Genomic DNA, 20887 nt, shown 5'->3' with positions numbered 1-20887 from the left:
AAGTGGTCAACGTGGAATACCGGTTGCCGGCCGTCGGTGTGCTAAGTTGTGCGCGTGTTTGGTAGGTGGAAGACGACGTTGTTGCTGGGGACGCTCGCGGGGCTGGTCGTCCTGGCGATGCGCGGGCGGAAGACGCGGCCGGTACCGGCGGGCTGGCCGGTCAACGTCGGGCACCGCGGGGCCCCGGTACGCCTGCCCGAGAACACCCTGGCGTCCTTTCGCGCGGCCGTCGAGGCCGGCGCCGGGGGGCTCGAGTTGGACGTCCGCCTGACGCGCGATGGGCACCCGGTCGTCATGCACGACGCGAGGGTCGACCGGACGACGGACGGCTTCGGGGCCGTGGCCGGCAAGACGCTCGCGGAGGTGCGCCGCCTCCACGCCGGAGGGGCCGGCAGGCCCGACGAGCGCGTCCCGACGCTGAGGGAGGTGCTCCAGGCGTTCCCTGATGCCCGCGTCAACATAGATATAAAGGACAGGCGGGTGCCGGGCGCCGAGGAGGCCGTGTTCGGGGTGCTGCGGGGGGCTGGCGCGACGGGGCGCGTGCTCGTCGCCTCCGCGAGCTACCGCGTCCTGCGGCGGTTTCGGCGGGCGGCCGGCGACAAGTGCGACACGGGGGCTTCGCGTTTGGAGATCGGGGTGTTCTACGGCCTGAGCCTGCTGCGGCTCGAACGGCTCGCGCGGCCCGCCTACGCCGCGCTGCAGGTGCCCGTCGACTACGGGCCGCTGCGCCTGGTGACGCCGCGTCTTATAAAGGCCGCCCATTCGCTGGGGGTTCGGGTCGACGCCTGGACGATCAACGACCCGGGGCAGATGCGGACGCTGTTGGATCTCGGGGTGGACTGCATCATTACGGACCGGCCGGAGGTGTTGGCGAAGGTCTTGGGAGCATGGGCGCCGGGTTGAAGGGAGCGGGAACGGATACCGGCGTCCCGGCTTGAACGGCGAGGGGCGATTTGCTAGTTTCTCCGTGCCGCCGGAGATGGCCCGGTGGCGCCTTACCGGTCGGCGCCAGACCGGCCCCGGGGATCACTCCGGAGGAGTGGCAACATGCAACACGCGTCCAGCACGCCCGGTGACTCCGTCATCAAGGATCCCGCGCTCGCACCCGAAGGGCACCGCAAGATCGACTGGGTGGCCCAGCACGCGCCGGTCCTGAACGCCATAGCCAAAGAGCAGTTGGCGGACGGTTCTTTGCGGGGCAAGAAGATCGCGATGACCATCCACCTCGAGGCGAAGACCGCCTACCTCGCCACCCTGCTCTCGGACGCCGGGGCCGACGTTACGGTCTCCGGTAGCAACCCGCTCTCGACCCAGGACGATGTCTGCGCCGCCCTCGCTGAGCGCGGGGTTCGCGTCTACGCCACCCATGACCCCTCGGACGAGGACTTCGAGCGCTACCTCCACCAGACCATAGAGACCGGCCCAGACCTGATCGTCGACGACGGCGCCGAGCTAGTCGGGCGCCTTATAGAGCACCACCCGGACCTCGTGGGCAACGTCATCGGGGCCTCCGAAGAGACGACCACCGGCATCATGAAGCTGACGGCGATGACCGGCGAGGGCGTCCTGCCGTTCCCGGTCCTCGCGGCCAACGACGCGAAGATGAAGCACCTCTTCGACAACCGCTACGGCACCGGCATCTCCTCGATCGCCGCCATACTCTCCAACACGAACCTCTTCCTCAGCGGCAAGGCCGTGGTGGTGATGGGCTTCGGCTGGGTCAGCCGCGGCCTCGCCAAGTACGCCGACGGCATGGGCGCGCGCGTGATCGTCTGCGAGCCCGACCCCGTGAAGCTGCTAGAAGCCTACTCAGAGGGCTACCAGGTTATGAACTCCCTGCAGGCCGCCGAGGAGGGCGATGTCTTTATCACCGGCACGGGCAACATAAAGGTGCTCGGGCGTGAGCACTTCGAGCGCATGAAGGACGGCGCCCTGCTCGCCAACGCCGGCCACTACGACCACGAGTTCGACCTGGCCGGGCTGCAGGAGATGGCGGTGAAATCGAGGGACGCCAGGCGCAACGTGGTCGAGTACGAGCTGGCCGACGGTCGCAGGCTTCACGTCTTGGCGCGGGGGAGGCTCGTCAACATCGCGGCCGCCGACGGTCACCCGGTCGAGATCATGGACCTCACCTTCGCCGTGCAGGCGCTCGCCGCCCACCGCCTCGCCAGCCACGCGGCGGACTTCGGACCAGGAATTCAGCCAATCCCGGACGACATCGACGACCTCGTCGCCCGCCACAAGCTCGCGTCCTTGGGCGTCGAGCCCGAGAAGCTGACGGAGGAGCAGATCCGGTACCAGCAGAGTTGGCGTTGAGAGCTGTCAGCTATCAGCCGTCAGCTTTCAGCTCTTGGCTTTAGAAGAATTGTGGCGCCCTCCCCGGTACACGGCGTGCCGGGGAGGGCGTTTTAGGAGCGGACGACGAGGAGGCCGCCGGCCAGGATTAGGGCGACGCCGAATACTTTCAGGAGGCCGAAGTCCGCGGCGGCGGGGCCGAAGAGGCCCGTGCGGTCGATTAGTAGGCCGGCGATGAGCTGGGAGGCGATCACGAGCGAGAGCGTCTGGGCGAGCCCGGCCCGGCCCGCCGCAAGGACTATGGCACCCAGTATGAAGGCCCCGAGGACTCCCGAGACGATCGCCCACAGTGTGGCTCGGGCTGTGAACTCGGGATGGGAGAAGAGGGCCACGGCGAAGCCGGCTATGGCGGTTGCAACGCCGGAGACCCCGATCAGGGCTCCCACGCCGAGGTACCTGATGCCGAGCGTGTTGACCACGACCTGCGCCGCTATCGCCAGCCCCGCCAGGGCCGCCAGGATCGCTCCGATGTTCATGTCTTCCCCTCCCGAATCGCTGAATGAGCCGTCAGCCATCAGCTGTCAGCCTTCGGCTTCTACTCTACAGACGTTTCGATAGCGCGTAGACCGCAGCCCGTTGCCGTCGGCGGCGAGGAGACGACTCCGAGGGAAACCTCCGCCGCGAGTCCACTGGCTGAAAGCTGACAGCTGTCAGCTATTATCTGGGCCATGAGGACGCTGGAGATCAGGTACACCGGCTTTCGTACTTGCCCCAACTGTGAGGGGCGGGGTGACGACGGCGCCGCCTGGCGGCCGATCGGGTGCAAGCGCTGCAAGGGGCACGGAAAGCTCGTGACGGCCGTGGAGGTCGAGGACTCCGTCGACGGGTTGCTTCCGGCCTCCCGCTACGACTTCAACGCGCTCGGCGAGGTCTTTCTGCTCGATTTCGACGAGGACGAGCCCGTGGAGGTTATCCGTCCCCGAAGCCCCTGGGGTTAGCGTGGGCCATCATGCGCAGGCCCTGGGCCAGGGCCGAGGAGATGGCGACGGCGAAGAGGTCGAATGAGATCCAGGCGTTGTAGGGGGGACGGGTGACGGTCCCGAATTCCTTCGCGTATGCGGCCTCCTCCCCCAGCGCCGCCCAACCGTAGGAGAGCGGGAAGAGCGCCCACTCGGCCGAGGTGGCGGCGAGGGCCATCACCACGGCCGCCGCGACGCCGGGCCACGCGCCGCGGAAGGCGAGCAGGACGCCGAGCGCCACGTAGACGAAGATGCGGGTGGCCTGTATCAGCGGTTCGCGGCCCGTCTCTTCGTAGACGCTCTGCCAGGAGTAGACGCTCGCCCCGAAGCCGTAGAGCGTGGCAGCGAACGTGCACGCGAGCGTGAGGTAGATCAGGGATCTCATACCCTTGTTCATGCGCCGGATTATATTGGTATCCGGGCCTGCGGCGAATCGGGCGTCTATTCCCGGGCCAACGCGGCCAGCACATCTTTGACGGCCAGGCGTTCTTTGAAGGGGATCACACCACCCGCGACGGCCTCCGAAAGTGCCTCTGGAGAGGCGCCGAGCTTCTCCGAAGCCGCCACGAGCACGGAATACCCCCGCGCGTTGGCCTCCCTGAGCAATGCCGCGCGTTCGATCAGGTTCCGCCCGGACCAGAAGCCAAGGATCTCGAGGTGCACCCTCCCGCCGGCGGCGTTCTTCAGGGTGAAGTCGGGCACGAGGGCCGTCTTGAGTTCCGGGAAGGGCAGGACGCCCGGGCCCGCCACAAGCTCCCAGCCGTCCGTGTCCTTCGCCCGCTCCCACGCCCGGACGAAAGCCTCGCGCACGTCGTCGCCCTCGTTGGCGTCTCTGGGTCCGAGGTAGTGGCTCTTCAGGTCGTTCTTCCCGGAGTCGAGCTCGAGGAGGGCGTCTCGGCCCTTCCATTCGACGTTCGCCAAGAGGCGCCAGGGTGAGGTGAGGAGTAGGCCGGGGAGGAACTTGGCGAGGCGGAGGCCGTACTTTCTGGTCCCGCCGAAGATGGAGAGGGGGCCGTCGAGGTGGAGGCGGTAGCCGCGGCGCGTTGGCTCGAGGCGGTAGATCAGGGCCATCTTCTTGACGTAGTGGAAGACGAGCCTGGCGTCGGCCCCCTCGTCGAGATCGACCACCAGTTCCTTCGCGGCGTAGAGTACGCCCTGGATCTGGGCGACGTTGTAACGCTCGATCAAGGCCCGTGGCGAAGGTTTCTCGAACCCGGTAAGAACCTGCGCCCCCTGCCTGTCGGCGTACATCAGGTTGACGACATCTTCCAGGCCAGTCTCCGAAGCCACCCGCGAGAGCACGTCGTCGCGGGTCGGGACTTCGAGGAGGCCCGGCTCGGAGGCGGGAGGTTCCGGCAGGGCGGCGGCGAGCTCGAAGACGCGGGTCCTGATGGTGTACGGGTCGGCCTTCGTAGGTGCCTCCCAGGTCGCCAGTTCTTCGAGCAGTTTGGCGAGCGCCCGCACGATCTTGAACCCCCGCCGCGCGTCGAGCCGTGGTCCGAGCTCTTCTTCTAGCGCGGCCAGCCGTCCCTCCAGATCCGCCCTCGGCCCGTGCAGGTGGGCCGCGTAGAGGTCGCAAAGCTCCTGGGACACCTCCACGACGCGCCCGTCTTCGGGTGAGAGGCGGTGGGGGACGAGACGGCCGCGGGCGAGGCGGGCGATCACGTGCTCGCCGCGCAGCACTAGGCCGTCGCCCCCTTGAAGGATTCCCTGCGGCGGCGAGACGCCGCCTCCTCGCCCGTGGCGGCGGTGACGAGTTCGTAGAGGATGGCCTGTTTGCCGTCTTTCGGGCGGAGGATGCGCCCGAGGCGTTGAACGTACTCCCGTTGGGAGGCGCTGCCGGCGAGGATGATGGCGACGTTCGCGTCGGGGACGTCGACGCCTTCGTTCAGGACGTCGGAGGCGATGATCGCCCGGTAGCGTCCCTCTCGGAACCTGTCCAGGATCTCCTTGCGTTCCCTGGCCGGCGTCTCGTAGGTTATGCCAGGGATCAGGAACCTTCGGGAGAGCGCGTAGACCTCCTCGACGCTCTTCGTGAAGACTATGCACCTGTCTTCCCAGTGCTGGCGCAGCAGGGCTTCGAGCGTCACGCCTTTTCGCATGGCTCCTTCCCGGATCTCACGCCGCCGTCGCGCCGCCAGCAGGGCCTCCCTCCCCCCGGAATGGCTGGTCGAGGCGACCATGATGAACCGCTGCCAGTCCTCCGGCGAGCGCATCGGCAACCTGTGTTTCTCCAGAAAGTCCCTGTAGACCGCCTCTGCCTGGGCGTAGTCGAAGCGCTCCTGGGCGGTCAGCTCTATCGGCATCCTGACCAGCTCAAACGGGGCCAGGTACGTACCGGCCAAGTCTTCGGGCGAGCGCCGGTAGACGACGCGCCCGGCCAGCTCCGGTAACAGGTCGTGGCCGCCGTCCGGACGTTCCGGGGTGGCGGTGAGGCCCAAAGAGTAGGGTGCTAGGAGCATCTTCGGGATGATGGCGTTCTTGGGGGCCGGGAGGTGGTGGACCTCGTCGTAGACGGCGAGGGCGAAGCGGTCGCCGTAGCGCTCGGCGTGGATGTAGGCCGAGTCGTAGGTCGTTACGGTTATCGGTGTGATCTCGTGGTAACCGCCGCCGAGCAGCCCGACCGTCACCGAGCCGCCGAACGCGTCCGAGAGCACCGAGTACCACTGCTTGAGCAGCGCGAGCGTCGGCACGACGACGAGCGTGCTCCGCCCGACCTTCTCGATCGCGCTCACCGCAACCGCGGTCTTGCCCGCCCCGGTCGGCAGCACGACCACCCCGCGCAAACCTTCCCTGCCCCACGCCGCGAGCGCCTCCCGCTGGTAAGGCCGGGGCTCCATAGCGACGCGCGACTCGAGCGCCACCCTGTCGAAGGCGGCCGCGCGGTCCGCGTGCGCCGCTCCCGATTCGCGGAGTTTTAGGACCACCTCGCGGTAGGCGCCGGCGGGGGCCCGCCACTGGCGGGTGCGGCCGTCCCAGACGAAAGGCTCCGGAAGGCCGGAGGAGGCGCCCGTCGCGACGAGGGTGCCCGACTCGTAGGAAAGCTCGATCACGTCGGACGAAGCATACCCGAGAATTCGTCCCCTCTCACCGGTAGACTGGCCGCGTCCGGCGTAAGGAGGGTGTAGCGTCTAGTGGTGGCACCACGAAAGAGACTTCGCGGGATCTCGCTCGCGCTAGGCTTCGCCGCCCTCATCCTGCTGCCGGCCTGCGCCGGCAACGATAACGGAGCCGGTGTGAACGAGGATCGTCGAGAGAAGGCCGTCCGGACCGAAAAGACCACGCAGAGATTATCGGAGGCGGACCGAATGGACGTTCGTGAGATGGTTGGGCAGATGTTCGTGGTCAGCGTGGGCGGGACCGAGCCCGACTACTACATCGAGAAGATGGTGCGCGAGAGGAACATAGGGGGCGTGATCCTCTTCGGCCACAACATGCGAAGCGAGGAGCAGGTCAAGGCTTTGACTCTTTCTCTCCAACGACTGTCCATGCGTACGGAGCCGGCGGTGCCGCTCTTCGTGGCCGTCGACCAGGAAGGGGGAGACATCGCCTCCACGCCGTGGGTAACGCCCCAGCCTTCCGCGGCGGAGGTCGGGAGCGGGGGGGACCCCGCGCGGGCCCGCGCGGTCTCGGAGGAGATCGGCGCGGAGCTTTTGCGGGCCGGGGTCAACACGAACTTCGCCCCTGTCGTGGACACGGGCTTCGGGGCCGCCATCGGCAACCGCTCCTACGGGGAGGACCCGGATCTCGTCTCCGGGATGGGGGCCGCGGCGGTCGAGGGCTACGAGAGCGCCGGCATCGCCTCGTCCGCCAAGCACTTCCCCAACCACGGTCCGGCGACCGCGGATTCGCACAAAGACCTGCCGGTCGTCGACCACGACATGAACACGATCGAATCCTTCGACCTGCCGCCGTTCCGGGCGGCGGTGGAGGCGGGCGTTCCCATGGTGATGGCAGGTCACCTGCTCTACCCGGCCGTGGACGCAAGGAGGCCGGCAAGCCTCTCCCCGCGGTGGATAAGCATGTTGAGGGAGGAACTCGGGTTCGGGGGGTGGTCGTCACGGACGACCTCGCGATGGCCGGGGCGTCGGGTGGGGAACGCCCGAGCGGGCCGCGGTGGAGGCCGTCAAGGCCGGGGCCGATCTGCTCGTGGTCTCAAGCCCGCCGCAGCAGCAGGCCGACGCCTACGACGCCGTGGTGGCCGCCGTGGAGTCGGGGAGATACCGGAGCGGAGGCTACGGGAGTCCGTTCGGCGGCTGCTCCTGGTAAAGGAAACATACGGTTTCGCGTCGCGTGCGCGCATTAGGTAGAATGCCGGTCATAGACAGGGTGAAATAAACCCGCGGGCACTGGGGGCTCCGGGCAGAAACCGTTCTTGGGAACGGAAGGAGGAAGTGGCATGGCCGAAGTGACCATGGAAGAGGTCACCAAGATCTACGGCGAAGACGTAAAAGCCGTAGACAAGATGAACCTCGACATCCCCGACGGGGAATTCGTGGTGTTCGTGGGGCCCTCCGGGTGCGGCAAGTCGACGGCGCTGCGCATGATCGCGGGCCTCGAAGACATCAGCGGGGGCAAGGTCTTCATAGGGGATCAGGTGGTCAACGACCTGCCGCCCCGCCAGCGCGACATAGCGATGGTCTTCCAGAACTACGCGCTCTACCCGCACATGAACGTGCGCGAGAACATGGGCTTCGCCCTCAAGCTCCGCAAGATGGACAAGTCCCAGATCAACCAGAGGGTCGAGGAGGCCGCCCGCATCCTCTCCATCGAGCACTTCCTGGACCGCAAGCCGAAAGCCCTCTCCGGCGGCCAGCGCCAGCGCGTGGCGCTCGGGCGGGCGATAGTCCGGGAGCCGAAGGCCTTCCTCATGGACGAACCCCTCAGTAACCTCGACGCCAAGCTCAGGGTGCAGATGAGGACGGAGATCGCCAAGCTCCACAACCGCATCGGGACCACGACGATCTACGTCACCCACGACCAGACCGAAGCCATGACGATGGCCGACAGGATCGTGGTCCTCAAGGACGGCCTCGTGCAGCAGGTCGCCACGCCCCAGATCATGTACGACCAGCCCGACAACGTCTTCGTGGCCGGCTTTATAGGGTCGCCCGCCATGAACTTCATCAGGGCGCGCCTGGAGAAAGAGGGCGACGCGCACGTCGTCGTCTTCGGCAGGACGCGCATCCCGATCGGCCGCGAGGCGATGGGCGGGGCCAGGGACAAGGGGTACGATCCGGAGTCCTTTACCGGCAAGGAAGTGATCCTTGGCGTCAGGCCCGAGCACATCGAGGACGCAGGTACCGAGGCGGCCGAGGCCGTCGGCGGGTCGGGGGGCTCGAACACGATGGAGGTCGAGCCGCAGGTCATAGAGAGCATGGGCTCCGAGAAGTACGTGTATTTCGAGGTTGCCGGCGAGCAGGCCGCCCACCTGGCGAGCCTCGAAGGCATGACCGAGGACGACGGCGGCGACGGCGGCTCCGCCGACTCCGGCGGCGAGATGATGGTCGCCCGCGTGGCGGCCGAGAGCACGGCGAAAGAGGGCCAGAGGATGCGCCTGGTCATCGATAGCAGCAAGGTCCAACTCTTTGACCCCGAGTCCGAGAAGGCTATCTTCTAGGGCCGAATGAATCTTTGCCGGACGCGGTTCGCGACGACCACGCGTTGTTGGGCCGCGTCCGGCGCGCGTTACGCGGGCGTTCGCCCGCCGAAGCAGACCCTAGAAAGGAAAAACAAGATATGACCCAAGAATTCTACGTAAAGACGACCGTGCCCGGAGAGCGAAGGTTTAACCGGCGCGACTTCCTGAAGATGGGGGGCGCCGGGCTTGCCGGGGCGGCACTGTTGGGGGCCGCGGGTTGCGGGGGTGGGGGCAGCAGCTTCGACGGGACGCTTGTCTTCAGCAACGGGCGCGAGACCTCGGGTGCTCTGGAGTCGCTGATAAAGAAGTTCAACCAGCAGAACCAGGACATCACCGTCAAGTGGCGGCAGGCCCCCTCCCAGAGCGAGCAGTACTTCGACGAGTTGCGCACGCAGTTCCAGGCCCAGAGCGGGGACATCCACGTGATGGCGGGAGACGTGATCTGGCCTGCCCAGTTCGCCGCCAACGGCTACATCCTCGACCTCACGGACCGCTTCACGGACAGCATGGCGTCCAAGTACCTGGACGGCCCTGTGGCGGCGAACACCTACGAGGGCAAGCGGTACGGCGTCCCCTGGTACACCGACGCGGGGCTGCTCTACTACCGCAAGGACCTGCTGGAGAAGGCAGGCTTCTCCGAACCGCCGAAGACCTGGACGGAGCTCCAGGATATGGCGCAGAAGATACAGCAGGACGAGGGGGTGAAGTACGGGTTCGTCTTCCAGGGCGCCAACTACGAGGGCGGCGTCTGCAACGGGCTGGAGTACGTCAACAGCCACGGCGGGTCGGTGCTCGACCCCAACGACGCCAGCAAGGTCACCATCGACAGCCCGGAGACGGTGGCCGGCCTGGAGACTTACCGGAGCATGGTAGAGACCGGCGTCGCGCCGCAGGCCGTCAGCACCTACGACGAGCCCACCACCGAGGCCCCGTTCTTGCAGAACGGCGACGCCGTGTTCTGCCGCAACTGGCCCTACATGTATTCCCTGGCCGGCAGCGAGGGCTTCAAGGTTAAGCCCGAGCAGATAGACATAGCCCCGCTGCCTGCGGGGGAGGGCGGCCAGAGCACCGCCACCCTCGGCGGGTGGAACTTCTTTATCAACGCCTTCGCCGACCAGGAGGCGCAGGACGCCGCGTGGGAGTTCGTCAAGTTCATGGTCAGCGAGGAGTCGCAGAAAGAGTGGGCCACCGTGGGCACCTACCTGCCCGCGTTCGCCTCGCTGTACGACGACCCGGAGGTAGCCGAGCAGGTGCCGACCGTAAGGCTGGCCCCCACGGCCCTTGAGATGACCGAGCCGCGGCCGGTCTCCCCGGTCTACTCGGATATGTCTTTGGAGCTGGGCGAGCAGTTCAACGCCACCCTCAAGGGCGACGTCCCGCCCGAAGAGGCGGCGAGCACGCTCCAGAAGCAACTCCAGGGCATCGCGGATCAGGCCGGCTAACGTCTTCCGGAGTCCGGCGGCGCGAGAGCGCCGCCGGGTCTCCATTTAGAAAGGGGTAAAGCGTTGTGACCGTCAACACGGAGAAGAAGCGGAGGGGTGGCTTCCTCAAGAGAGAGTTCGGCGACCCGGAACGCAGGACCGCCTACTACATGGTCCTGCCGGCGCTGGTCATCATCCTGGTCGTCGCCTTCTTCCCGATCGCCTACGCGACCTACCTGAGCTTCACGAGCGCGACCGTCGCGGCGCCGGGCTCGTTTGTCGGCTTCCAGAACTACACGGAGATGTTCGCCAACGAGGACTTCAGGGAAGGGCTCGTAAACACCACGCTCTTCACGGTGATAAGCGTGACGCTCGAGTTTCTGATCGGGCTCGGCATAGCCCTTGCCATCAACCAGGCCTTCAAGGGCCGCGGGCTCGTCAGGGCGGCCATCCTCGTGCCGTGGGCCTTCCCGACCGTGATCTCGGCCGTGATGTGGCGCCTGATGTTCCAGGACCAGGTCGGCATCATCAACTACGTGGTGAACGCCCTCGGCATCATTAGCCAGCCGATACTCTCCGATAGGACGCTGCTCCTGATCGGGTCTATAGGCGTGGACGTGTGGAAGACGACGCCCTTCATGGCGCTGCTTTTGCTCGCGGGCCTGCAGACCATTTCCTCCGACGTCTACGAGGCCGCGAGGGTGGACGGGGCGAACGTCCTGCAGCGGTTCTTCAGGATCACCCTGCCGCTCCTCAAGGGCACGATCCTGGTCGCGGTGCTCTTCCGCACGCTCGACTCTTACAGGATCTTCGACCTCTTCTGGGCGCTCTCCAACCGCGAGCTCGAGTCGCTCTCGACCTTCGTCTACAAGTCGGTGAGGGTCAGCCAGCTCCTGTTCGCGCAGGGCAACGCGGCCTCGGTGTTCATCTTCGTCACGTCGTTCCTGTTGGCCCTGTTCTTCATCTACGGTCTGGGAATGCAGACCTCCACGGAGGAGTAGCCATGGCTAGCGCAACAGCATCGAGGGGAGGGGGCAGGGGCGCCCTGAGCGCCGTCCTGTTCTACGTGTTCCTGACCCTCTTCGTCCTGGTCAGCGTCTTCCCGCTGCTCTGGATCTTCAAGATGAGCATCATCACGAGAAGCGAGCTCTTCCAGTCGCCCCCGACGATACTCCCGAACAACCCCATAGCCAGCGAGTACGGCCAGATCTTCGGCGACCCGGCCTTCCAGCAGGCGCTCATAAACAGCGTGATCATCTCCGGGGCCACGACCGTGATCTGCCTGTTCTTCGGGGCGATAGCGGCCTACGCGATAGCGAGGCTCAAGTTCGGCTTCAAGGGGCTCATCATGACGCTGATTCTCGCGATCAGCTTCTTCCCCGGCGTGGCGATCATAGCCCCCCTGTTCATCCAGTTCAGTAGCGTCGGCATCATCGACACCCTGGCCTCCGTCATCATCACGGACGTCGTCTTCGCCCTGCCGTTGACGGTGTGGCTCCTTGTGGCGTTCTTCCGTGAGTTGCCGCGCGACCTGGAGGAGGCTGCGAAGGTTGACGGGGCGACGACGATCCAGGCTTTCCGCAAGGTGATAGTGCCGCTCGCGGCGCCGGGCGTCTTCACGACGGCCATCCTCACCTTCATCTTCGCCTGGAACGAGTTCTTGTTCGCGACCACGTTCCTCCTCACGCCGGACACGCAGCCGGTGACGGTCGTGATCCCGAACTTCGCCAGCCAGTACACGACGGACTACGGGGCGCAGGCGGCGGCGGCCGTCGTCGTCACGGTGCCGCTGGTCATAATGGTCCTGATCTTCCAGCGCCGGATCGTCTCGGGCCTGACAGCCGGGGCGGTTAAGGGTTAACCTGGGAGCCGACCGCCAAAAGGAGAAGCTCTGGGCCCGGGATATCGAGGCCGGGCGGAGGCTGCACTCCAGCTTCCTGGCGGTGGACGCCGCGGTTCGCAAGGATAGCCGCGGCGCCCCCTACCTCTCCCTGAAGTTGGTGGACCGCACGGGCTCCGTGGACGCCCGCATGTGGGGCCGCCTGCCGGAGGACCTGGTGCAGGAGATCCCGGGCCCTGCCTACGTGGACGTGGAGGGCAACGCCCACGAGTACCGCGGCACGCTGCAGGTGAAGCTCGACCGCCTGCGGGTGATGCGCCGCGACGAGGTCGACGAAGAGGACTACCTTCCGGCCACCGAGCAGGACCGCCGGGCTCTCGCCGCCGAACTCGAAGAAGCCGGACGGACGCTCGAAAGCGAGGACCTCCGCCAGCTCTTCGAGCTGATGGTCTCGGACGAGGATTTCTGGGAGGCGTTCTGCGAGGCTCCCGCGGCCAAGGGGATGCACCACGCCAGGATCGGCGGCCTGCTGGAGCACTCGGTTGGTTGTCTGCGGATCGCTCGCGCTCTGGCCGAGATCTACCCCGTGGACCGCGACCTGTTGTTTTTCGGGGCGATCTTCCACGACGTCGGCAAGGTCCGCGAGCTCTCGTGGGACTCCGGCGGCTTCGCCTACACCACCGAAGGACGCCTCCTCGGCCACGTCGTCCTCGGCGAACGCCTCGTCTCCTCCTACATCAGAATGTTACCGGCGTTCCCCGAGGAGCTACGCCTCAAGCTCTCGCACGTCCTGATCTCGCACCAGGGCGAGACCGAGTACGGCTCCCCCGAACGCCCCAAGACCATGGAAGCCCTCCTCGTCCACCTCATAGACAACCTCGACGCGAGGGCTGCCATGTACATAGAGTCGACCCAGAACGTGAGCCCCGGCGGCTGGAGCCACCACGAGAACCCCCTGAGACGCGCCCTGTACGTGCCCGAGTAGCTGTCAGCACGCTTCGCCCTATGGGCTCCGCTTTCGGCGCGCATCGGGTCTGCTTCGCAGACCCTCGCTTTCAGCTTTCAGCCAGTCGACTCGATACGCGACGCTTCCCGTCGCCCGAATCGTCGCGGGTGGCGCGGCGCGGTAGCGCATCGTACGGCGGGTGGCTGACCGCTCTAGTGTTCCAGCGAGAGGAGGACGCCTTCGCCCGGCCGCAATGGCAGTTCTCTCAGGTCGGGGTGTCCGGTTCGGTCGAGGTGCGTGGAGAGGAGCAGGTTAGCTTTGCCACCGGCTTTCGAGAGGTCCAGCCTGCGGGGTTCGGGGCCGAAGTTGAGGGCGACGAGCAGGCGCTGGTCTTCGTGCTCGCGCAGGTAAGCTTGCGCGAGGTCGTCTCCGGTGTACATGGGGCGGTACGAGCCGTTTGACAGCGCCGGGCAGGTGCGTCGTAGCGAGGCGAGGCGGCGAAACAGGGCTAGCATGGAGCGCGGGTCTGCCTGTTGGGCCTTCACGTTGACTGTCTCGTGGTCTCCGGCGACGGGCAACCAGGGCTCGGTGCCCTCGGGGGAGAAACCGGCGTTCCTCGTCGCGTTCCATTGCATGGGGGTTCGGGCGGGGTCACGGCCGTATTCGGGGTTGGATCTGCCCTGCGGGTCCTTGATTATCTCGGGGGCACCTCCACGTCGCGCATCCCGATCTCGTCCCCGTAGTAGCAGGTCGGGGTTCCCCGGAGGGTGAGCAGGAGCATCTGGGCCGCCCGGGCGTGGGCCGGGCCCAGGCGGCTCGCGATCCTGGGGTTGTCGTGGTTGCCGAGGACCCAGTTCGGCCAGGCGCCCTCTGGCAGAGATGTCTCGTATTGCTCGATGAGCTGTCCGATGGCCGAGGGCTTCCACTCCTGGAGCCCGAGGAGACCGAAGTTGAGCGGCAGGTGGACGCCTTTCAGATCCACCCCGTAGTAAGCGACCAGGCGTTTTAGGGGCAGGTAGAGCTCCCCGATCAGGGCGCGGTCGCCGGCGTAGGCGTCCGTGACGGCGCGCATCTCGCCCACTATGCCGAGAACCTCTGGCCTGTCGTCCGTGTAGACCCGCAGCTGGCGGGCCCACGGCGGGTCTCCCGGGCGCCAGTCCGGGTTGGACGGGTTGTCCCGGAACCGGTCGTCCTTGATGCAGAAGGAGAGCGCGTCGAGCCTGAAGCCGTCCACGCCGCGGTCGAGCCAGAAGCGCATGACGTCGTAGATCGCCTCCCGAACTTCGGGTTTTCGCCAGTTCAGGTCGGGCTGCTCGACCTGAAAAGTGTGGAGGTAGTACTGGCCGGTTCGCCCGTCCCACTCCCAGCAGGTGCCGCCCCCGTGGATGCTCTCCCAGTTGTTCGGCGGTCCGCCGTCCGGGGCGGGGTCGCGCCAGATGTACCAGTCCCTCTTCGGGTTGACCGGCGAGGAGCGGGACTCCTTAAACCAGGGATGTTCGGATGAGGTGTGGTTCGGCACGAGGTCCACGATCACGCGGATGCCGCGCCGGTGCATCCCCTCCAGCATTTCGTCGAAGTCAGGGAGGTCTCCGAACAGGGGGTCCACGTCGCAATAGTCGGAGACGTCGTAGCCGAAGTCTGCCATCGGCGAGGGGAAGAAAGGGGAGAGCCAGACGGCGTCCACCCCGAGCCACTCCAGGTAATCCAGCTTCGAGATGATCCCGCGAAGATCGCCCACGCCGTCGCCGCTGGCGTCGGCGAAGCTGCGCGGGTAGACCTGGTAGATCACCCCAACCTGCCACCATGAGCGTCCCGCGTCCATAAACAGCGCCGATTCTAGCAATCAGAGCCGGTCAGCATTTCAGCTGGTCAGGCCAGCCGTGTACCGATTTCGTTGGATGCATCCGGCGAGGCGGTACGAGTGGTTCTCGGAGTACTACCGGGAAAGGATCGGAGTCAAGGAGCTGACCGGCTGAAGTGCTGACCGGCTATCTCACCGCTTTTTGCGGTGATCGTCCTCGTCGTCGTCGGCGGCCGAGGTGATCTCTTCCTTGAACTCGTCCACGGCGCGGCGGGCTTCGGTCACGAAGCGGCCCACGTCCCTGGCCATCTTCGGGAGGGAACCGGGGCCGAAGATGATCAGGAAGATCAGGGCGATAAAGACGATCTCGCTGCCTCCGACTCCTAGCATGGGCTTAATATAACCCGCGGAGACCACCGGGACAATCCGAGTTGGTGTGGCCGGGGCAGCGTATATACTCACCCCATGTCATCTAGAGTAAGGATTTGCCTATGATCTCCTGGAGTGCGGCCCGCGCGATAGCGGTGGCGCTCGCCTCCCGCTCCGAGAGTCCCCCGACGACGGATTTCGACTACCCCGGCGCAGTGGAGGAGACCCTGACGCCCCTCTCGGACTTTACGGGCATAGTGCTGCCGCGCGGGCCTGCAGCGGGCCGCCAGCTACTGGTTGCGAACCGGGCCGAGTGGATAGACTTTAACATCGACGGTTTCGGGGGGCTCATGGAGCCGGTCCTCAAGCGCGCGACCGAGGGCGCCGGGAACGTCACCTGGGCGATCGGCGGGGCCACGCTCACGGCGCAGATGGGGCTCTTGCTCGGGTTCCTCTCCTCCAGGGTGCTCGGCCAGTACGACACGGGGCCGCTGCTCTCCAAGGAGGCCGCGAACGGGCCCGGCAAGGTCTTTTTCCTCGACGGGAACATTACCGCGGCGGCGGGCAGAATCGGGGTCCCCCTCGATGGCCTGCGGCTCTGGATCGTGCTCCACGAGATGACCCACGCCCTCCAGTTCGAGGGCTACCCCTGGCTTCGGGGCCACCTCGGGGGCCTCCTGGAGGGCCTGGTCGGCCCGCTGGCCGAGAAGCTCGGCGTCCGCGAAACCATCAGCCGCCTCTCGACCAACCTGAAGACCGGCGGCCGTTCGATGGAGCTCGTGATGAGCCCAGAGCAGCGTGCCTCGTTCGACAGGATGCAGGCCGCGATGTCCGTCATAGAGGGCTACTCGGACTTTGTGATGCACAACGTCGGCAAGGGCCTCGTACCCCACTACGAGCACCTCAAGGAGCGGATGTCCAAAAGCCGGGCCCACCGCCCGCCTTTCGAGACCGCCGTCTTCCGCATAACGGGTCTCGACGTGAAGCTCGAGCAGTACCGCCTCGGCGAGCGGTTCGCCGACGCCGTCGCCCGCCGGCAGGGGATGGAGGGCCTCAACCGCGTCTGGGAGAGGCCCGAGAACCTCCCCGACCTCGCCGAGGTTCGCGACCCCGGCCTCTGGATGTCCAGGATGGACGGCCCGTAATGCAAGGGCGAAGCGAAGACCCCGTCTTTCTGGGCTACGAGTTCGCCCGGGAGGAAGAAGCCCGCGCCGCCGCCTCGGACCTGGACCGGCGCTTCGACGAAGCCGAGCTCGTCGGCCTACGCATCTACCGCGTCCGCTGGAACAACGACTTCATAGTCGAGGCCGCCTTCCCCAGATCCACCCCCGAACCCCGCCTCCAGGACGCCAGAGCGCTGCTCGGCGAGTCCGGCGCCCCGGTCCACCCGGACGACCTCGCCGACTACAAGAAAGCGACGCAGGAAGGCGGAGGACTCCCCGGCTGGGTCAGGCGCCTGTTCGGAAGCTAGTCAGCACGCCGCCCTTCGGGCAGCTTTCAGCACGCTGCGGCTTCGCCTCCGCTCTCAGCACGCTTCGGGCCTTGGCAGGCCCTCGCTTTCAGCCCGTCAGCTTTTGGCCGCCCAAAGCCCCACCGGGCAGCGCCGTTCGCCGCGTTTCGGGTGACGGACGGTGCGTCAAATAGAGACGACTGGCTGACGGGCTGAGAGTCCCCGGAGGGGGCGTGCTGACGAGGCGCGAAGCGCCGGGCTGACAAGCTGGCGAAGCCAGCGTGCTGATTAGCTCCGCATAGCGGAGCTAATCTATCTTCTGTTCTAGGCGTGTGATCTGGGTTCTGAGCTGTTCTATCTCGTGCTCCAGGTACTTCTCTCTGCCCCTTACGCGGGTGTAGCCGAATTCGAGGATGGGGCCGAGGCTCTTTGCGGTCCGTATGGCGCCGCGGCCCAGGAAGCGGAACGAGGTGCCAACGCCGCCGACGGCCGATTGCCCGGCGGAGCGCGCGGTTGGGGTCGCGGCGAACGCGCCGGCCGCGAAACCGCAGGCCGCGCCTATGGACGCGCCAAGAAAGAATTTTGTCGTCCCCTCGCCCAAAAGATCCTCCCGGGATAAGACGGCGCAAGTTTAGCACAGCGGCCTGCTCGCGAGCCCCGTATTTACCGGCAAGGGTATACTCTAAGCCGTATGTTGGAGACGGGGAAGAGTGAGAGGCTCAGGAGCCTGCCGGCCGTGGATGCGGTGATGCGGGACCAGGCGGGGGCCGCGCTCGCGGACCGCCACGGCCGCGCGGCGGCCACGTCGGCCGTCCGCGGCGTTTTGGAGGATCTGCGGGCCAGGATCTCCGCCGGAGAGGAACCGGCGGTCACCGAGAGCGGCGTCGTTGCGCTCGCTTCGAAGCTTCTATCTGGCAGGAGCCTGCGGCGGGTCGTGAACGCCACCGGCGTCGTTCTGCACACGAACCTGGGCCGGTCGGTGCTGTCCGAGGCGGCCGTGGCGGCCGTCGTGGAGGCGGCGACCCGCTACTCGAACCTGGAGTACGACGTGGCCCTGGGCAAGAGGGGGTCTCGCTACGACCGGGCGGTGCCGCTGCTCACGGAGCTTACCGGGACGGAGGACGCGCTCGTCGTGAACAACTGCGCGGGGGCCACGCTGCTCGCCCTGGCCGCCGTGGTCGGCGAAGGGGGTGGGGAGCCCGAGGTGATCGTCTCGCGCGGGCAACTCATCGAGATAGGAGGCGGCTTCCGCATCCCCGAGGTGCTCGCGCTCTCCGGCGCGAGGCTCCGCGAGGTGGGCACCACGAACCGGACCCGCCTCTCGGATTACGAGGAGGCCATAAACGAGAACACCCGCGCGATCCTCTGGGTCCATCCGAGCAACTTCGAGATCCAGGGCTTCACCGAGTCCGTCGGCGTGGCGGAACTCGCCCCCCTCGGCCTTCCGGTCATAGCCGACGTCGGCAGCGGGGCCCTGATCCCCTTTGGCGACGAACCACTGGTCGGCGACGCTGTCAAAGATGGCGCCGCGCTCACCATCTTCTCCGGGGACAAGCTGCTCGGCGGGCCCCAAGCCGGCATCGTCGTGGGCGATTCGTCACTAGTTTCCGCGATGCGCCGCCATCCCCTGGCCCGCGCCCTCCGCGCCGACAAACTCTGCCTGGCCGCGCTGGAGGCGACCCTGACTTCCTACCTCGAGGACACCGCAACTCAAGAGCTGCCGACGCTCCGGATGCTCCGCGCTCCAGAATATGAGGCCAGGGGTGTGGCCGAAGGCCTCGCGCTGGCCCTGTCGCGGGAGGATTTCGGCCTGGAGGTCGACGTTGCGCCGTCCGTCGCGCGCAGCGGAGGGGGGACGTTGCCGCTGTACGAGATCCCTTCCTTCGCCGTTCGCCTCGGGGGTGTGGAGGCGAAAACACTCGCGGAGAAGATGCGGGCGTCGGATCCTCCCGTGGTGGGACGCGTACACGAGGGCAGGGTGTGGCTCGACGCGCGGACCTTGCTTCCCGGGGACGAGGAGGCCGTCGTCGCGGCGGTGAGGGGCGCGCTTGGGTGAGCCGGCGGACGGGCGGATAGCGCTCACCATCGGGACGGCCGGGCACGTGGACCACGGCAAGACGACGCTGGTCCGGCGCATGACGGGCACGGACACCGACAGGTTGGAAGAAGAGCACCGGCGCGGCATCTCCATAGTCCCCGGCTACGCCGAGCTAGTGCTGCCCGGAGGGCGCCGGGCGAGCCTGGTGGACGTGCCCGGCCACGAGCGGTTCGTCAAGAACATGGTCTCCGGGGCGACGGGAGTGGACGCGTTCTTGCTCGTGGTCGCCGCCGACGACGGCGTCATGCCCCAGACCCGCGAGCACCTCGACGTCTTGCGGGTTCTCGGCGTCGAGCGGGGGGTCGTGGCGCTCACCAAGACGGACGCCGTGGACGAGGAGACGGCCGAGCTCGCCGCGCTGGACGCCGAAGATCTGCTGGAGTCCGTCGGGATCTCCGCCCCCGTCATCCCGGCCAGCGGCAAGACCGGCGAGGGCGTCGAAGAGCTGTTGCGAGCGCTCGACGGCCTGGCCGCGCAGGGGCACGAGGATCACGTCGGGGGACGGCTCGCGCGGCTGCCGGTGGACAGGGTCTTCGTGCTGAAGGGGATCGGGGTGGTCGCGACGGGGACGCTGTGGAGCGGGGAGATCCGGACCGGCGACACCCTTTACACCTCCCGCGGCCACCGTCCCCGCGTGCGGAGCATCCAGAACCACGGCCACCCGGCCGAGGTCGCCCACCCCGGCGCCCGCACGGCCCTCGACCTGACGGGCATCGACGCCTCGCAGCTGGAGGCCGGTGACGTCTTGCTCTCGAGGCCCATCCCCGAGAGCCGCGCCTTCGACGCCCGCCTCAGGCTCCTCGAAGGCGCGCGACCGCTAGCCCACGGCGCGAGGGTCCGACTTCACCACGGCACCCGCGCGACGAACGCCAGGGTCCGGCTATCCGGCACCGACGGGCTGCAACCCGGCGAGAGCGCCTTCGCCCGGCTGAGGCCCGAAGAGCCCCTGATCCTGCTCCCCGGTGACCGCTTCGTCCTCCGTGCTATGTCCCCGCAGGTGACCATCGGCGGCGGCACGGTCCTCGACCCGGCGCCCGCCGGCCGCCGCCCCGAGCCGGGCTGGCTGGAGGCCCTGGAGCGCGGCGACGTCTCACGGACCATTCCTCTTGTCCTCGCCCGCTACCCCGCCAGGGGCATGAGCGCCGAAGAGCTCGCCCTGGCCGTCTCCGTCTCCCCAAAGCGGGCGCAGGAGGTCTCCGACGGGGCGCCCGAAATTTCGAAGGTGGGGAGCGTCTACGCGTCCGCGGAGGCCGTGAGCGCGGCGAAGGACCGGCTCCACCAAGCACTCCGTTCGCGGGCGAAGGAACATCCCGAGTCGCCCGAGGTCAGCGTCGCCGAGGCCCGTTCGGCGATGCAATTGGAGAGCCCTCTCGCCGACGCCCTGCTCGAAGACCTGGCGGGCGCGGAGGTCCGGGTTACGGGAACCGGCGTGAGCCTGCCGGGCGCGGGAGAAGTCTCGGCGGAGCTGGAAGAAGCGGCGCGCAGGCTTCTGGCGGAGCTAGATGCGTCCGGCGCGGAGCCGCCGGCGCCGGGACCCTCTCCCGAGCTCCGGCTGCTACTGAAAAGGGACGAAGCCGTGGATCTCGGGGGCGGGCTCTTCGCGTCCCGCGATACGGCGGACCTCATCCTGGAGGACATAAAGACGGTATGCCGGGAGGAGGGCGAGATCTCGCTCTCCGGCCTGCGCGACCGCCTCGGCACGAGCCGCAGGTACGCCCAGGCCTGGCTCGAGTTCTCCGACGCCTCCGGCGTCACCAGCCGCACCGGCGACGTCCGCGTCCTCACCCGCCGCCACCGCGGGCCGATGTAATAGAATCCGTCGCGTGACGCACACCCCGGAATGCGTGGGCCTGGTGGCCCGTCCGGTCTTCAAAACCGGTTTGCGGTCGCGGCGCGACCGTGGCGGTTCGATTCCCCCGCATTCCGCTTTTAGAGCGGTCAGCTTTCAGCGGTCAGCCAAAGGCCGGGGCTACGCTTCCGGTCGGAGGAGCGGCCTCAGGCTGGGAG

19 protein-coding genes, 1 tRNA gene and 1 pseudogene are annotated in these 20887 nt (G+C 67.2%); 14 read left to right on the top strand and 7 right to left on the bottom strand.

Annotation, left to right across the window (positions count from 1 at the left end; genetic code table 11):
• Window positions 1–78 precede the first annotated feature (78 nt).
• Window positions 79–903 carry a glycerophosphodiester phosphodiesterase gene (locus GBA63_RS12970; RefSeq protein WP_166176679.1) on the top strand — a complete coding sequence of 275 codons (825 nt, stop codon included), beginning with the start codon at window positions 79–81 and terminating at the stop codon, window positions 901–903.
• A 144-nt stretch (window positions 904–1047) separates the two neighbouring features.
• On the top strand, window positions 1048–2316 hold the full coding sequence (locus tag GBA63_RS12965; protein WP_166176677.1) for an adenosylhomocysteinase: 1269 nt from the start codon (window positions 1048–1050) through the stop codon (window positions 2314–2316).
• Between the two features lie 92 nt (window positions 2317–2408).
• Here GBA63_RS12965 and GBA63_RS12960 read toward each other — a convergent pair whose 3' ends face one another.
• A complete protein-coding gene (locus GBA63_RS12960; protein ID WP_166176675.1) occupies window positions 2409–2831 on the bottom strand; it encodes a DMT family transporter in 423 nt (140 codons plus the stop codon).
• 192 nt (window positions 2832–3023) lie between these two features.
• Between GBA63_RS12960 and GBA63_RS12955 the strand changes: the two genes are divergently transcribed.
• Complete coding sequence (locus tag GBA63_RS12955) at window positions 3024–3293, top strand: J domain-containing protein (RefSeq protein ID WP_166176673.1); 270 nt, start codon at window positions 3024–3026, stop codon at window positions 3291–3293.
• On the opposite strand, the gene GBA63_RS12950 is transcribed toward GBA63_RS12955, so the two are convergent.
• The 3 genes from GBA63_RS12950 to GBA63_RS12940 are packed head-to-tail and all read right to left on the bottom strand — an operon-like array spanning window position 3265 to window position 6367.
• Window positions 3265–3711: a hypothetical protein gene (locus GBA63_RS12950; RefSeq protein WP_166176671.1), complete on the bottom strand. Its 447-nt coding sequence runs from the start codon at window positions 3709–3711 to the stop codon at window positions 3265–3267. The genes GBA63_RS12955 and GBA63_RS12950 overlap by 29 nt on opposite strands.
• Before the next feature lie 44 nt (window positions 3712–3755).
• Window positions 3756–4997 carry a DUF790 family protein gene (locus tag GBA63_RS12945; RefSeq protein WP_166176669.1) on the bottom strand — a complete coding sequence of 414 codons (1242 nt, stop codon included), beginning with the start codon at window positions 4995–4997 and terminating at the stop codon, window positions 3756–3758.
• Window positions 4997–6367 carry a DEAD/DEAH box helicase family protein gene (locus tag GBA63_RS12940; RefSeq protein ID WP_166176667.1) on the bottom strand — a complete coding sequence of 457 codons (1371 nt, stop codon included), beginning with the start codon at window positions 6365–6367 and terminating at the stop codon, window positions 4997–4999. The genes GBA63_RS12945 and GBA63_RS12940 overlap by 1 nt, the downstream gene beginning before the upstream one ends.
• Before the next feature lie 81 nt (window positions 6368–6448).
• Here GBA63_RS12940 and GBA63_RS12935 point away from each other — a divergent pair, with 81 nt between their 5' ends.
• From GBA63_RS12935 to GBA63_RS12910, 6 genes are all read left to right on the top strand, one after another.
• Complete coding sequence (locus tag GBA63_RS12935) at window positions 6449–7624, top strand: glycoside hydrolase family 3 N-terminal domain-containing protein (protein ID WP_166176665.1); 1176 nt, start codon at window positions 6449–6451, stop codon at window positions 7622–7624.
• Window positions 7625–7713: 89 nt separating this feature from the next.
• Entirely contained in the window at window positions 7714–8934 is a 1221-nt protein-coding gene (locus GBA63_RS12930) for an ABC transporter ATP-binding protein (RefSeq protein ID WP_166176663.1), read from the top strand.
• Window positions 8935–9053: 119 nt separating this feature from the next.
• On the top strand, window positions 9054–10397 hold the full coding sequence (locus GBA63_RS12925) for an ABC transporter substrate-binding protein (protein WP_166176661.1): 1344 nt from the start codon (window positions 9054–9056) through the stop codon (window positions 10395–10397).
• A gap of 65 nt (window positions 10398–10462) precedes the next feature.
• Entirely contained in the window at window positions 10463–11377 is a 915-nt protein-coding gene (locus GBA63_RS12920) for a carbohydrate ABC transporter permease (protein WP_207956768.1), read from the top strand.
• Between the two features lie 2 nt (window positions 11378–11379).
• On the top strand, window positions 11380–12237 hold the full coding sequence (locus tag GBA63_RS12915; protein ID WP_166176659.1) for a carbohydrate ABC transporter permease: 858 nt from the start codon (window positions 11380–11382) through the stop codon (window positions 12235–12237).
• Window positions 12238–12319: 82 nt separating this feature from the next.
• Window positions 12320–13201, top strand: coding sequence for a 3'-5' exoribonuclease YhaM family protein (locus tag GBA63_RS12910; RefSeq protein ID WP_166176657.1), 882 nt, complete (start codon window positions 12320–12322; stop codon window positions 13199–13201).
• Between the two features lie 173 nt (window positions 13202–13374).
• Here the strand turns inward: GBA63_RS12910 and GBA63_RS12905 are convergent.
• A pseudogene (locus GBA63_RS12905) lies at window positions 13375–14984 on the bottom strand (alpha-amylase family glycosyl hydrolase).
• 171 nt (window positions 14985–15155) lie between these two features.
• Window positions 15156–15353: a Sec-independent protein translocase subunit TatA/TatB gene (locus GBA63_RS12900; RefSeq protein ID WP_166176655.1), complete on the bottom strand. Its 198-nt coding sequence runs from the start codon at window positions 15351–15353 to the stop codon at window positions 15156–15158.
• Between the two features lie 101 nt (window positions 15354–15454).
• On the opposite strand from GBA63_RS12900, the gene GBA63_RS12895 reads away from it, so the two are divergent.
• The gene (locus GBA63_RS12895) at window positions 15455–16477 is read left to right on the top strand and encodes a zinc-dependent metalloprotease (RefSeq protein WP_166176653.1); all 1023 of its coding nucleotides are present in this window, start codon (window positions 15455–15457) and stop codon (window positions 16475–16477) included.
• Window positions 16477–16803 (top strand): hypothetical protein, encoded by a 327-nt coding sequence (locus tag GBA63_RS12890; protein WP_166176651.1) that lies wholly within the window; start codon window positions 16477–16479, stop codon window positions 16801–16803. Before GBA63_RS12895 ends, GBA63_RS12890 begins: the two co-directional genes overlap by 1 nt.
• Window positions 16804–17089: 286 nt before the next feature.
• Here the strand turns inward: GBA63_RS12890 and GBA63_RS12885 are convergent, their stop codons facing one another.
• Window positions 17090–17383 (bottom strand): hypothetical protein, encoded by a 294-nt coding sequence (locus GBA63_RS12885; RefSeq protein ID WP_166176649.1) that lies wholly within the window; start codon window positions 17381–17383, stop codon window positions 17090–17092.
• A gap of 90 nt (window positions 17384–17473) precedes the next feature.
• Between GBA63_RS12885 and selA the strand changes: the two genes are divergently transcribed.
• From selA to GBA63_RS12870, 3 genes are all read left to right on the top strand, one after another.
• Window positions 17474–18838 carry an L-seryl-tRNA(Sec) selenium transferase gene (gene selA, locus GBA63_RS12880; RefSeq protein ID WP_207956765.1) on the top strand — a complete coding sequence of 455 codons (1365 nt, stop codon included), beginning with the start codon at window positions 17474–17476 and terminating at the stop codon, window positions 18836–18838.
• A complete protein-coding gene (gene selB / locus GBA63_RS12875; protein WP_166176647.1) occupies window positions 18831–20690 on the top strand; it encodes a selenocysteine-specific translation elongation factor in 1860 nt (619 codons plus the stop codon). The genes selA and selB overlap by 8 nt, the downstream gene beginning before the upstream one ends.
• A gap of 27 nt (window positions 20691–20717) precedes the next feature.
• Window positions 20718–20807: transfer RNA gene (locus GBA63_RS12870), tRNA-Sec, on the top strand.
• Window positions 20808–20887 lie beyond the last annotated feature (80 nt).

Origin of the sequence: Rubrobacter tropicus (genome assembly GCF_011492945.1) — a bacterium.
In the GTDB taxonomy this organism is placed as follows: domain Bacteria; phylum Actinomycetota; class Rubrobacteria; order Rubrobacterales; family Rubrobacteraceae; genus Rubrobacter_D; species Rubrobacter_D tropicus.
This window is presented reverse-complemented; position numbering and strand designations above follow the sequence as displayed.

What these genes read in the sequence shown, in the direction of transcription:
- GBA63_RS12890 (WP_166176651.1), top strand. Translation starts at nt 16,477, where the DNA reads ATGCAAGGGCGAAGCGAAGACCCCGTCTTTCTGGGCTACGAGTTCGCC.
- selA (WP_207956765.1), top strand. Translation starts at nt 17,474, where the DNA reads ATGTTGGAGACGGGGAAGAGTGAGAGGCTCAGGAGCCTGCCGGCCGTG.
- GBA63_RS12965 (WP_166176677.1), top strand. Translation starts at nt 1,048, where the DNA reads ATGCAACACGCGTCCAGCACGCCCGGTGACTCCGTCATCAAGGATCCC.
- GBA63_RS12915 (WP_166176659.1), top strand. Translation starts at nt 11,380, where the DNA reads ATGGCTAGCGCAACAGCATCGAGGGGAGGGGGCAGGGGCGCCCTGAGC.
- GBA63_RS12960 (WP_166176675.1), bottom strand. Translation starts at nt 2,831, where the DNA reads ATGAACATCGGAGCGATCCTGGCGGCCCTGGCGGGGCTGGCGATAGCG.
- GBA63_RS12955 (WP_166176673.1), top strand. Translation starts at nt 3,024, where the DNA reads ATGAGGACGCTGGAGATCAGGTACACCGGCTTTCGTACTTGCCCCAAC.
- GBA63_RS12895 (WP_166176653.1), top strand. Translation starts at nt 15,455, where the DNA reads ATGATCTCCTGGAGTGCGGCCCGCGCGATAGCGGTGGCGCTCGCCTCC.
- GBA63_RS12950 (WP_166176671.1), bottom strand. Translation starts at nt 3,711, where the DNA reads ATGAACAAGGGTATGAGATCCCTGATCTACCTCACGCTCGCGTGCACG.
- GBA63_RS12930 (WP_166176663.1), top strand. Translation starts at nt 7,714, where the DNA reads ATGGCCGAAGTGACCATGGAAGAGGTCACCAAGATCTACGGCGAAGAC.
- GBA63_RS12900 (WP_166176655.1), bottom strand. Translation starts at nt 15,353, where the DNA reads ATGCTAGGAGTCGGAGGCAGCGAGATCGTCTTTATCGCCCTGATCTTC.
- GBA63_RS12925 (WP_166176661.1), top strand. Translation starts at nt 9,054, where the DNA reads ATGACCCAAGAATTCTACGTAAAGACGACCGTGCCCGGAGAGCGAAGG.